The organism is Hydrogenophaga sp. (assembly GCF_048549895.1).
Classification (GTDB): domain Bacteria; phylum Pseudomonadota; class Gammaproteobacteria; order Burkholderiales; family Burkholderiaceae_C; genus Hydrogenophaga.
Genome location: NZ_JBLYYB010000129.1, coordinates 1 through 12,209, shown reverse-complemented (window position 1 = coordinate 12,209; position 12,209 = coordinate 1). Strand labels below are relative to the sequence as shown.

Sequence of the window (12,209 nt, the reverse complement as noted above, 5' to 3'; positions counted from 1 at the left end):
CGAGAAGGCGTTTGCCGCGGGCGCAGACATCGGCGCCATGGCCGGCTACACCTTCGCCGACGTCTACAAGGGCGACTACATCACGCGCAACTGGGAAACCATCCGCAGCATCCGCAAACCCGTCATCGGTGCGGTGAGCGGCTTTGCACTGGGTGGCGGCTGCGAGCTGGCCATGATGTGCGACTTCATCATCGCCGCCGACAACGCAAAATTCGGCCAACCCGAGATCAAGCTGGGCGTGATCCCCGGCGCCGGCGGCACGCAGCGCCTGCCGCGCGCCATCGGCAAGTCCAAGGCCATGGACATGGTGCTCACCGCCCGCATGATGGATGCCGTTGAGGCCGAGCGCGCAGGCTTGGTGAGCCGGGTGGTACCGCTGGACAAGCTGATGGACGAGGCCCTGGGTGCCGCGCTGATCATCTGCGGCTTCTCGCTGCCCAGCGTGATGGCGGCCAAGGAATCGGTCAACCGCTCGTTCGAAGGAAGCCTGTCCGACGGCGTGATGTTCGAGCGCCGCATCTTTCACGCGCTGTTTGCCACCGCCGACCAGAAGGAAGGCATGGACGCTTTCGTGAACAAACGCAAGCCCGAGTTCAAGCACCAGTGACGCGCAACATGCGGTAACACCCGCCCCGGGAAGGCGGGCCTATAAGGGGGCTCCCACGACACACAAGGAGACCCCATGACCACCCGCCGCCACTTCATCTGGCTTTTGCCCGCCTCGGGCGCAGCGCTGCTGTCCGCCTGCTCCGACTCGGCACCACCGCCCGACGCCGCGCCACCGGCCGCCTCGCCGGCATCGTCGGCCGAGTACCCGGTGACAACAGCCCCGGCTCCTGCGCCCACACCGGCGCCGGCGCAAACCCCGGCAGCCAGCGGCCCGATGGTGGAAGCCACCGACCCCACCGCCATGGCGCTGGGTTATGTGGCCGTGGCCGCCAACGCCGACAAAGCCAAGTACCCCAATTTTGTGGAAGGTAGCGCCTGCGCCAACTGCGCGCTGTACCAGGGCGCCACCGGGTCGGCGGCCGGCCCGTGCCCGCTCTTTGCGGGCAAACAAGTGGCCGCCGCCGGCTGGTGCTCGTCCTGGGTCAAAAAGGCGACCTGATCCACCGGTTTCAGGCCCGGCGGCGCCCGGGACGCGCTTTGATTTGAGCTACAATCCCGCCTCGTTGGTGATATAGCTCAGTTGGTTAGAGCGCAGCATTCATAATGCTGATGTCGGTGGTTCAAGTCCACCTATCACCACCAACCATTCAAAAAGCGGGCTCTGGCAACAGGGCCCGCTTTTTTCATTCCAATTGTCCGCAGCGCGAGCCCGTGCCCACCAGAGACACCCAGGGTCCGGCTGCGCCGGCCCAAGGTGTCGCCCCCTTGTGGGGGTGGCGCCGAAGGCGACGCGGGGGGTACTCCAAATATGGCCATCAAGTCCACCATCTTCAAGGCTGCACTGCAGATCGCAGACATCGATCACGGCTACTACGCCGACCACGCGCTCACGCTGGCCCGCCACCCCAGCGAGACCGACGAACGCATGATGGTGCGCCTGGTGGCCCTGGCCATCCACGCACACGAACTGCAGGACACCTGCCGCGGCGACGGCACGCTGGCCTTCGGCACCGGTCTGTCCGATCCGGACGACCCGGACGTCTCGCTCACCGACTTCACCGGCCGCAAGCGCCTGTGGATCGAGGTCGGCCAGCCCGAAGACAAGCCCCTGGCCAAGGCCTGCAGCAAGGCCGACGCGGTGGTGCTCTACGCGTTCGGCAGCGCGGCCGACGTGTGGTGGCGCGGCATCCACACCAAGCTCACGCGGCTGGACAGGCTGCAGGTCTGGCGCCTGCCGACCGAGGTGGCGCCGGCCCTGGCCCAGATGGCTGAGCGCAGCATGCAGCTGCAGGCCACGGTGCAGGAGGGCGTGCTCACGTTGTCCAGCGAGCGCGGCAGCGTGGCCGTGGAGCCGATGCGCTGGAAGTGATTCGCCGGGATGGAGCGGGGGAACCGGTCAGCCGTCGCTGCGGCGGTGCTCCACCCAGATGAGTTCGCGCGTGTTCACGCCCAGCCGCGCAGCTTGAGCCACGAGCTGCTCACGCACACCCGGCGGCAGTTGTTTGTCGCGCGCCAATATCCACAGGTAGCCCGTGTTGGGGCCGATCACCATCGCCCAGCGGTAGTCCGGGTCGAGCGCGATCACGTGGTAACCGCCATAAAACGGACCGAAGAACGAGACCTTGAGCGAGGCGGTGTTGCTGTCGCCGGTGAACAGCGCCTTGCCCACCGCTTCCTTCCACTCGCCCTTGGCCGCATCAAAGCCACGGTTGACCACCGCCACGCTGCCATCGGCCTGCAGCCGGTAGATGGCGTTCACGTCGCTCAGGCCGCGCTCGAAACTGTGGTCCAGCCGTGCGATCTCGAACCACTGGCCGGCGTAGCGTTTCACATCGAACGGGCTCACCACCGTCACGCCATCGGGTGGTGAGGTGCAGGCGTTGAGCAAGGGCAGGCCCGCCAGGCACAGCAGCAACAGGGCGCGGTGCCACCGGCTGCGAAGGGAATGGGGTGAAGGCGTGTGCATGGGTCAATCTCGCGAAGGGAATGGATTGTGTGCCGCAGCCCTCGAAGTTTGCTGGCCTGGGGGCTTGCGCGACGGGTGCGTGAGACAATCACCACCCGTTCCAACAGCCTCTGGACACACACCATGAACCGCTGCACACCCTCCGTCAACATCGGCCTCCTTGCCGCGCTGCTGATCACCCTGCCCCTGTCGGCCCTGTCCCAGTCGGGCACGCGCGACTTCCCCGCCAAAGCCCTGCGCGGCACTCTGGTGGTGGTGCAACCACCGAACGTGACCATGGACGACCGCGCCACCCGCCTGTCACCGGGCGCGCGCATCTACAACACCAACAATTCGTTGGTGTTGTCGGCTTCGCTGCTGAACAAGGAATTGGTCGTGAACTACACGCTGGACCTGCGCGACCAGGTCCAGAACGTGTGGATCCTCACCGAGGCAGAAGCGAAGGAAAAGCGCGCCGGCTACGGCGTTCAGCGCAACTTTGTGTTCGAGTCGATGCAGCCCAAGCCAGCCGTCCCCACTCCCCCCACCTCGACCAACTGAGGCAACGCCGGCGCAGCCCGCGCGGCTGTCGCCGGTCACCCGATTCCCCATGTGCGCCCAGCGCAGGCACCCGCCCTCCGGCGCCGGTGCCACAGGAGCTTTCCATGAGCAAAAAAGTCTTTATCAAAACCTTCGGCTGCCAGATGAACGAGTACGACTCGGACAAGATGGCCGACGTGATGCAGGCCGCGCAAGGCTATGAGCCCACGCAGGATGTGGAAGAAGCCGATCTGATTTTGTTCAACACCTGCTCGGTGCGCGAGAAGGCGCAGGAGAAGGTGTTCAGCGACCTCGGGCGCGTGAAGCACCTGAAAGAAAAAGGCGTGCTGATCGGCGTGGGCGGTTGTGTGGCCAGCCAGGAAGGCGCGGACATCATCAAGCGCGCGCCCTATGTGGACGTGGTGTTCGGCCCGCAAACGCTGCACCGCCTGCCCGAGCTGCTGAACCAGCGCGCGCGCCTGGCGGTGCCGCAGGTGGACATCAGCTTTCCCGAGATCGAGAAGTTCGACCACCTGCCACCGGCCAAGGTCGACGGTGGCGCGGCCTATGTGAGCATCATGGAAGGCTGCTCCAAATATTGCAGCTACTGCGTGGTGCCGTACACGCGTGGTGAAGAGGTGAGCCGCCCGTTCGACGACGTGCTGGTGGAGGTGGCGGGCCTGGCCGACCAGGGCGTGAAAGAGGTGACGCTGCTCGGCCAGAACGTGAACGCCTACCGCGGTGCGATGGGTGACAGCGGCGAGATCGCCGACTTCGCGCTGCTGCTCGAGTACGTGGCCGACATCCCCGGCATCGAGCGCCTGCGCTTCACCACCAGCCACCCCAACGAGTTCACGCCGCGCCTGATCGAGGCCTACGCCAAGATCCCCAAACTCGTGAACCACCTGCACCTGCCGGTGCAGCACGGCAGCGACCGCATCCTCATGGCCATGAAGCGCGGCTACACCGCCATGGAGTTCAAGAGCACGGTACGCAAGCTGCGCGCCATTCGCCCCGAGCTGGTGATGAGCAGCGACTTCATCGTCGGTTTCCCCGGCGAGACCGATGACGATTTCGACAAGATGATGAAGCTCATCACCGATGTGGGCTTCGACACCAGCTTCAGCTTCATCTTCAGCCCGCGCCCGGGCACCCCCGCAGCCAACCTGGCGGACGACACGCCCTATGCGGTGAAGCTCCAGCGCCTGCAACACCTGCAGGCCACGATCGAAGAGAACGTGCGCCGCATCAGCGCCAGCCGCGAGGGCACGGTGCAGCGCATCCTGGTGGAAGGCGCGTCGCGCCGCTCCAGCGCCGAGGTGCCCGAACTCACCGGACGCACTGAGTGCAACCGCATCGTCAACTTCCCCGGCGGTCCGCTGGCCGAGCGGCTGGTGGGCCAGATGGTGGACGTGCGCATCACCGAAGCCCGGCCGCACTCCTTGCGCGCCGAGGTGTTGACGCACGAGTCTGCGCTGGGCGCCTGAGACAGCCACCGCTTGTGAAGTCACCGCGTCTTTCGTTCCCCCAGCTGCTGCTGGTGGCGTTCCTGCTGATCGGCCTGCTGCTGGGCGCAGCCGCTTTGCGCGCGCTGTTTTCGCTCGAAGCCTTGATGGGCCAGAGCCGCGAGAGTGCGGCGCAGGCCATCGCGCTGTCAACCGCCGCCCAGTCCCTGTCCGAGCGCAGCCTGACCATGGAGCGTGCGGCGCGACAGTCGCTGGTGCTGCGCGACAACCAATTGCGCCAGCGTTTCACCGAAGCGGCCGGCAACGCGCGCGACATCCTCAAACGCCTGGAGGACAACGAACTGCCACCCGAGTTCTCCGCCAACTGGCTGGAGCAACTGGCGGTCATCTCGGCGCTGCTCGAAGGCTCGCCCGAGACAGCGCTGGACCGCGAGCGCGAAGTCGCGCGGGCCTTCCGCGAGATCGACGGCCACAGCACCTCGATCGCCCAGAAGGTGCAGTCCATCATCGGCACGCGCAACGAGGCGCTGCAGGCGCGCTTCGAGACCAGCCGCCAGGAACTCACGCAGCAGGTGCTGGGCTCGATCTTTGTGGCCGCGGTGATGGCGCTGGGTTTTGGTGTGTGGCTGGCGCGCCCGTTCAAGCGGATTGAAAAAGCGATCCAGGGTCTGGGTGAAAACCGGCTCGACGTGCCGATCGACATCGCCGGGCCGGCCGACGTGCGCCGCGTGAGCCAGCAACTGGACTGGCTGCGCCTGCGCCTGACCGAGCTCGACGCCGACAAGGCGCGTTTCCTGCGGCACATCTCGCACGAACTCAAGACGCCGCTGGCCTCGCTGCACGAAGGCGTGGCGGTGCTGGGCGACGGCGTGGTCGGCGCGCTCAGCCCCAGCCAGGCCGAGGTGGTCAACATCCTGCAGCACAACACCCTGATGCTGCAGCACCAGATCGAGGCCTTGCTGCGCTTCAACGCCGCCGCCTTTGAAGCGCGCCAGCTCAAGCGCGAAGAGACCGACCTGATGGGTGTGCTGGAAGACCAGATCGATGCACAACGCCTGCACTGGCAGGCCCAGGGCCTCACCGTGCGCGCCGAGGGTGCTCCGGTGAACCTGCCGATCGACCGCGAGAAGATTGCGTCTGCCGTGGGCAACCTGCTGTCCAACGCCATCCGGTTTTCGCCCCACGGCGGTGTGATCCGCCTGGTGCTGCTGGACCTGCCGGGGCGCGCCAGCCTGGACATCATCGACCAGGGGCCCGGTGTGGCCGAGGACGACCGCGACCGCATCTTCGAGCCCTTCTACCGCGGTGAACGCCAGCCCCAGGGCGCCGTGCGCGGCACCGGCATCGGCCTGTCCATCGTGCACGAGTACATTGTTGCCCACGGTGGCCGCATCGAGCTGCTGCCCCAGCGCCAGGGCGCCCATTTCCGTATCGAACTTCCCCATGCGAACTAGCCTTTCCGCCGTCTCGATGGCGCTCGCCCTGAGCGCCTGCGGCACCACACCAACACCATCCGCCGTGCCGTCCGCAACGACCGTGATCACCATGCCCGCACAAGCCCAGGCGCCCCAGGTCCTGGTGGTCACACCGGTGCAGGCGCCCTCGGTCCAGATGCCCGAAGCCCTCAACACCGAGGCAACGCCCTTGCCCGATGTGGTCACGGCCTTGCTCACCTACTCGGAGCGCGTGCGCCAGCTCAACCCGAACGACCTCGCCGCCGAGATCGCGGTGCAGGGCGACCCGGGCAACGCTCCGCTGCGACAGATGCAACTGGCCCTGGCCCTGATGCACACGCCCCAGGCGGTGGACACAGCGCGCGCGCTCGGTCTGCTGCAACGGGTGGTGGGCAACCCCGCACCCGAGGCCACGTCACTCAAGCCGCTGGCGCGCCTGCTGGCCCACCGCTTGATGGAGCAACGCCGGCTCGAAGACGGCCTGGAGCGCCAGAGCCAGCAACTGCGCGAGAACCAGCGCCGCATCGATCAGCTCAATGACCGCCTGGAAGCCATGCGCGCCATCGAACGCAGCCTCACCACCCGCCCGCCCGCAGCCTCCAACGGCGCCCGCACCCCATCGCCCTGAGCACCGAATCCATGAACACCGACTCGCCGCGCGCACGCCTGCTGGTTGTCGACGACGACGCCGACATGCTGCGCCTGCTGGCGATGCGCTTGGGCTCGGCGGGTTACCAGGTCACCTCGGTCGGCTCGGCCGAAGCCGCGCTCAGCCAGCTCGACATCGAGCGGCCGCAGCTCGTGCTCTCCGACGTGCGCCTGCCCGGCAAGGACGGCCTCGCGCTGTTCGACGAGATCCGCAAGCGCCACCCCTCGCTGCCGGTGATTTTGCTCACCGCGCACGGCACCATTCCCGACGCGGTCGAAGCCACGGCGCGCGGCGTCTTCACCTACCTCACCAAACCCTACGACGCCAAGGAGCTGCTGGAGAAGATCGCGCAGGCCCTGGCGCTGGGTGCACCGGCGAGCGACAACGCACGCGTGGACGAAGCCTGGCGCAGCGAGATCGTGAGCCGCTCCAACCGCATGGCGGACTTGCTGGCGGAGGCGCGCATGGTGGCGCAAAGTGACGCCAGCGTGCTGCTGCGCGGCGACTCCGGCACCGGCAAGGAAATGCTGGCGCGCGCGATCCACAAGGCCAGCGCACGCGCGAGCAAACCCTTCATTGCGGTGAACTGCGGCGCCATCCCGGAGGCGCTGCTCGAATCCGAACTCTTCGGCCACATGAAGGGCGCTTTCACCGACGCCGTGGCCAACCACAAAGGCCTGTTCCAGGCGGCCGACGGCGGCACCCTGCTGCTCGACGAGATCGGTGACATGCCACCTGCCCTGCAGGTCAAGCTGCTGCGTGTGTTGCAGGAGCGTGCGGTGCGCCCGCTGGGGTCGAGCCAGTCGCTGCCGGTGGACGTGCGCATCGTCTCGGCCACCCACCGCGACCTCGAAGAAGCCATGGCCACGGCCCAGTTCCGCGAAGACCTGTACTACCGGCTCAACGTGGTCACGCTGACCCTGCCCACGCTGGCCGAGCGGCGCGAAGACATACCGCTGCTGGCCAACCATTTCCTGGCCAAGCTGGCGGCCAAGTACGGCAAGCGCAGTTCGGGTTTTGCACCCGAGGCGCTCAAGGCGCTGACCATGTCGGCCTGGCCGGGCAATGTGCGCCAGCTCTACAACGTGGTCGAGCAGGTCTGCGCCCTGTCGACCACGCCGCTGGTATCGCTGGCGCTGGTGCAGCGCGCGCTGCGCACGCCCTCGGTGGAGGTGCTGAGCTTTGCCGACGCCAAACAGCGTTTCGAGCGCGAGTACCTGGTGGGCCTGCTCAAGATGACCGACGGCAACGTGGCCGACGCGGCGCGTCTGGCGCAGCGCAACCGCACCGAGTTCTACCGGTTGCTGCAAAAACACGCACTCACGCCCGGCCTCTTCAAAAGCGACGCAACGCCGGGTTCTTCGGGTATTCCCGGAGACGCTGTCGCTGATGAGTGACAAGTTCATCGCTTTGATTTCATTGGGATTTCTCTCCTGCGCGATGCAGGTTGTCGCCGTTTGACGACAAAAACAGGGGTTTGAAGCCATCGTCGACCCGTCTTGCGCGTCGGCAAAAGAGGTTTTCATCCCAAGTCTTTGATTTGGCTGGGTTTTTTCAACCTGGCACAGGGTTTGCCCTTAACAAGGTATGCCCCTCACCATCCGCCCCTTTTCAGCTGCCCGGTGCACCCGCGCCGTGGTGCTGGCGGGCGCCTTGTTTTCTGCACTTTGCGGGGCGTCAGCCCAGACCCAGCGCATGGACTGGGACGGTCTGACCCAACTGGCCCAAAGCCGCGCCACCGAAACCTTTAGCGCAAACAGCGACAAGCTGCCCGCCGAACTGGCCGCGATCACCTACGACCAGCTGCGCGACATCCGCTTCAAGCCCGAGCAGTCGCTGTGGCGCACCGACGCCCTGCCGTTTGAAGCCCAGTTCTTCCATCTCGGCCTGTACCAGACCGCGCCTGTGCGCATTCACGAACTCATGCCCGATGGCCGGGTGAACCACCTGCCGTACCGGGGTGCCGATTTCGATGTCGGCAAGAACACCTTCGACCCTGCTCCCTGGGGCGATCTGGGCCACGCCGGCTTCCGCTTGCACTACCCGCTCAACGGCCAGGCCTACAAGGACGAGCTGGTCGTGTTCCAGGGCGCCAGCTACTTCCGCGCGCTCGGCGCCGGCCAGCAGTACGGCCTGTCGGCGCGTGGCCTGGCGATCGACACCGTGGGTGGCAGCGGCGAAGAGTTTCCGCGCTTCACCGAGTTCTGGCTGCAACGCCCGGCCGCAGGCGCCACCGAAGTCACCGTGCTGGCCTTGCTCGAATCACAGCGCGCCACCGGCGCCTACCGCTTCGTGATCCGCCCCGGCCAGCAGACCACCACCACGGTGAACGCCCGCATCTTTCTGCGCGCTGGCGCCAGCCCGGTCAACACACTGGGCATTGCGCCGCTGACCAGCATGTTCCTCACCGGCGAGAACCAACCCTCGGCCCGCGACTTCCGCCCCGAGGTGCACGACTCCGACGGTCTGATGATGGTCACGGGTGAGGGCGAATGGCTGTGGCGCCCGCTGCAGCGCCCGAAGGCCGTGACGGTCAGCTCCTTCACCCTGCAGAACCCGCGCGGCTTCGGCCTGATGCAGCGCGACCGCAGCTTCGCCAGCTACGAAGACGTGGAAGCGCGCTACGAGCGCCGCCCCAGCGCCTGGGTCAAGCCACTGGGCGACTGGGGCCCGGGCCGCGTGGAGCTGGTGCAGCTGTCCGCACCCGACGAGACGCACGACAACATCGTCGCGTACTGGGTGCCCGCTGCGCTGCCCGCACCGGGCCAGCCGCTGGAAGTGGCTTACGAACTCGCGTGGCAAGGCGACGAGCAGCAGCGTCCGCCGTCAAGCTGGGTCACCCAGAGCCGCCGTGGTTATGGCTACACCCAGCTCAGCGCCGAAGAACAAGGCCGCCAGCCGCAATACGTCATCGACTTCACCGGCCCCGCGCTGGACGCGCTGCCCGCCGGCGCCACGGTCAAGGCCGTGGTGAGCGCCAACGCCAACGGCCGCGTGCTCCAGACCCTGGCCTACCCCAACCCCGCCACGCGCACCTGGCGCGTGACCTTGCGCGTCGAGCGCGTCGATGCCACGCAGCCCGTGGAATTGCGCGCCTTCCTCCAGCACAACAACGACACCGTGAGTGAAACATGGACACATCTGCTGTTACCCGAATGAACACTTCCACGAACCCCACCCCGGCCTTGCGCAGCACCCTGCGTAGCACCTTGCGCCAGGAGCGCCACCCCAACGCCGTGACCGCACCGCCGCTCAACCGCGGCTCCATGGTGCCGCGCCCCTGGCGCGGTTTCTGGAACAGCATCGGCACCGCGCTGCTGAGCGTGGCCGGCAAGGCATTGCCACCCTACGAAGCCTCGAAGCAAGCCCAGGCGCGGCCTGCACTAGAAGCCTGGGAAACCGCGGCCAACCGCCGCCGTCTGGTGTTCGTGGTTCTCACCGTGCTGAGCACCGCGTTCGCCACCAGCCTGTTTGCCAACGCCCAGCCCGCTCATGACAACGTCTGGCTGCAGTACGGTCAGCTGGGCCTGTTTGGCCTGCTGTCGGCCTGGGTGGTCACGGGTTTCGTGACGGCGCTCATGGGCTTCTGGGTGTCCCTGCGCGGTGATGCCCACACGCTGTCTGCCGCAGCGGTGCGCAACGACCCGATGAACCCGGATGCGCGCACGGCGATCATCATGCCGATCTGCAACGAGGACGTGGCCACCGTGTTCGCCGGCCTGCGCGCCACCTGCGAGTCGCTCGCCGCCACCGGCCACGCGCGCCAGTTCGACGTGTTCGTGCTCTCCGACAGCTACGACCCGGCCATCGCCGCCGCCGAAAAATCCGCCTGGGAAGACCTGCGCGCCGCGCTCGCGGCCCAACACGAACTTCCGCAGATCGAGGTGTACTACCGCCTGCGCACGCGCCGCACCCACCGCAAAGCCGGCAATGTGGCCGACTTCTGCCGCCGCTGGGGCAAGGACTACCGCTACATGGTCGTGCTGGACGCCGACAGCGTCATGAGCGGCAGCTGCATCGTCTCCATGGTCAAGCTCATGGAAGCCAACCCGAAGGCCGGCATCGTGCAGACCGCCACGCAGGCCATCGGCCACGCCACGCTGCATGCGCGCGCGCAGCAGTTCGGCTCGCGCGTCACGGGTCGCCTGTTCACGCTGGGCATGCAGTTCTGGCAGCTCGGTGAGTCCCACTACTGGGGCCACAACGCCATCATCCGTGTCCAGCCGTTCATGGAGCATTGCGCGCTGGCACCCATCAAGGGCACGGGCGGCATGTCCGGCGGCATCATGTCGCACGACTTCGTGGAAGCCGCGCTGATGCGCCGTGCCGGGTACCACGTGTGGCTGGTCTCCGACCTCACCGGCAGCTACGAACAGCAGCCACCCGATCTGCTGAGCGAGCTGCAGCGCGACCGCCGCTGGTGCCAGGGCAACCTGCAGAACTCGCGCCTGATGGCCGAGCCCGGTATCCACCGCGTGCACCGCACCATGTTCACCATCGGCGCCATGTCCTACCTCTCAGCCCCGCTGTGGCTGGCCTTTCTGACCATCGGCACCGCCCTGTGGGCCGCCGACTCCAGCACCATCCCCACCTGGCAGGCCGTACCCGAAGAGTTGCGCGCCCTGTGGATGTGGACGCTGACCATGCTGTTCATGCCGCGCGTGCTGGGTCTGCTGGCGGTGTTCCTCAAAGGCGAGCAAAAATCGTTCGGCGGCACGGTGGGTTTGCTGGGCAGCTCCGCAGTGGAAACCGTGCTGGCCTTGATGCAAGCCCCCATCCGCATGCTGGCGCACTCGCTGTTTGTGCTGGTGGCGCTCACCGGCCTGAAGCTGGAATGGAAGTCGCCCCCACGTGAAGCCAACGGCGTGAGCTGGCGCGATGCCCTGGCGCGACTGGCCCCGATGACGGCGGTGATCGGCCTGCTGGGTCTGGGTGTGGCCGCGATCAACGCCAACGCGCTGATCTGGCTCGCCCCGGTCGCGCTGCCGCTGCTGCTGGCCGTGCCCCTGACCGTGGCCACCAGCCACGTGGACCTGGGCGCCTGGATGCGTTCGCGCGGCGTGTTGCTGATTCCCGAAGAATCGTGGTCGCCAGCGGTGCTGCGCCGCGCCTGGCGCCATGCCAGCCGCTTGGCGCTTCAGGTCGCCTGATCCTTCGTTGATCCAGGCAAAAGGCCCGACCGGTTTGCACCGGTCGGGCCTTTTTTGTTGGCGTTCCTGCTTCAACCCATCCCGGGCAACTTGGGCATGCCTTTCATGCCACCCATGCGCTTCATCATCTTCATCATCCCGCCGCCCTTCATCTTCTTCATCATGTCCTGCATCTGCTCGAACTCCTTGAGCAGACGGTTGACCTCCTGCACCTGCACGCCCGCACCCGCAGCGATGCGGCGCTTGCGCGTGGCCTTGATGATCTCGGGCTTGCGGCGCTCCTTGAGCGTCATGCTGCAGATGATGCCCTCCTTGCGCTTGATGTCCTTCTCCGCGCGGCCCAGGTCGGCTTCGCTGGCCTTGGCCGCCATGCCGCTGGGCAGTTTGTCCATGAGG

11 protein-coding genes, 1 tRNA gene and 1 pseudogene are annotated in these 12,209 nt (G+C 66.8%); 11 read left to right on the top strand and 2 right to left on the bottom strand.

The genetic code is table 11. The features are described from left to right. The 4 genes from ACN4F8_RS13455 to ACN4F8_RS13440 form a co-directional block, all read left to right on the top strand. Positions 1-607, top strand: a 607-nt coding sequence (locus ACN4F8_RS13455; protein ID WP_419474064.1) for an enoyl-CoA hydratase-related protein, incomplete at its 5' end; no start/stop codon positions are given. Between the two features lie 75 nt (positions 608-682). Then, the gene (locus ACN4F8_RS13450; RefSeq protein WP_419474063.1) at positions 683-1,108 is read left to right on the top strand and encodes a high-potential iron-sulfur protein; all 426 of its coding nucleotides are present in this window, start codon (positions 683-685) and stop codon (positions 1,106-1,108) included. Between the two features lie 66 nt (positions 1,109-1,174). Continuing rightward, positions 1,175-1,251: transfer RNA gene (locus tag ACN4F8_RS13445), tRNA-Met, on the top strand. 166 nt (positions 1,252-1,417) lie between these two features. Beyond that, complete coding sequence (locus tag ACN4F8_RS13440; protein WP_419474062.1) at positions 1,418-1,978, top strand: YaeQ family protein; 561 nt, start codon at positions 1,418-1,420, stop codon at positions 1,976-1,978. A 27-nt stretch (positions 1,979-2,005) separates the two neighbouring features. Here the strand turns inward: ACN4F8_RS13440 and ACN4F8_RS13435 are convergent, their stop codons facing one another. Continuing rightward, positions 2,006-2,575: a lipocalin family protein gene (locus ACN4F8_RS13435; RefSeq protein ID WP_419474061.1), complete on the bottom strand. Its 570-nt coding sequence runs from the start codon at positions 2,573-2,575 to the stop codon at positions 2,006-2,008. A 123-nt stretch (positions 2,576-2,698) separates the two neighbouring features. Between ACN4F8_RS13435 and ACN4F8_RS13430 the strand changes: the two genes are divergently transcribed. The 7 genes from ACN4F8_RS13430 (at position 2,699) to mdoH (ending at position 11,813) form a co-directional block, all read left to right on the top strand. Next, positions 2,699-3,115: a hypothetical protein gene (locus ACN4F8_RS13430; protein ID WP_419474060.1), complete on the top strand. Its 417-nt coding sequence runs from the start codon at positions 2,699-2,701 to the stop codon at positions 3,113-3,115. Between the two features lie 104 nt (positions 3,116-3,219). Continuing rightward, a complete protein-coding gene (miaB, locus tag ACN4F8_RS13425) occupies positions 3,220-4,581 on the top strand; it encodes a tRNA (N6-isopentenyl adenosine(37)-C2)-methylthiotransferase MiaB (RefSeq protein WP_419474059.1) in 1,362 nt (453 codons plus the stop codon). Positions 4,582-4,595: 14 nt separating this feature from the next. Beyond that, entirely contained in the window at positions 4,596-6,014 is a 1,419-nt protein-coding gene (locus ACN4F8_RS13420; RefSeq protein ID WP_419474058.1) for a sensor histidine kinase, read from the top strand. Then, positions 6,004-6,642 carry a hypothetical protein gene (locus ACN4F8_RS13415; RefSeq protein ID WP_419474057.1) on the top strand — a complete coding sequence of 213 codons (639 nt, stop codon included), beginning with the start codon at positions 6,004-6,006 and terminating at the stop codon, positions 6,640-6,642. The genes ACN4F8_RS13420 and ACN4F8_RS13415 overlap by 11 nt, the downstream gene beginning before the upstream one ends. Positions 6,643-6,653: 11 nt before the next feature. After that, positions 6,654-8,060 (top strand): sigma 54-interacting transcriptional regulator, encoded by a 1,407-nt coding sequence (locus ACN4F8_RS13410; protein ID WP_419474056.1) that lies wholly within the window; start codon positions 6,654-6,656, stop codon positions 8,058-8,060. 190 nt (positions 8,061-8,250) lie between these two features. After that, entirely contained in the window at positions 8,251-9,822 is a 1,572-nt protein-coding gene (locus tag ACN4F8_RS13405) for a glucan biosynthesis protein (protein WP_419474055.1), read from the top strand. Beyond that, positions 9,819-11,813, top strand: a complete 1,995-nt coding sequence (mdoH, locus tag ACN4F8_RS13400) for a glucans biosynthesis glucosyltransferase MdoH (protein WP_419474054.1) — start codon at positions 9,819-9,821, stop codon at positions 11,811-11,813. The genes ACN4F8_RS13405 and mdoH overlap by 4 nt, the downstream gene beginning before the upstream one ends. A gap of 71 nt (positions 11,814-11,884) precedes the next feature. Here the strand turns inward: mdoH and ACN4F8_RS13395 are convergent. Further along, a pseudogene (locus ACN4F8_RS13395) lies at positions 11,885-12,209 on the bottom strand (signal recognition particle protein); the annotation flags it as partial.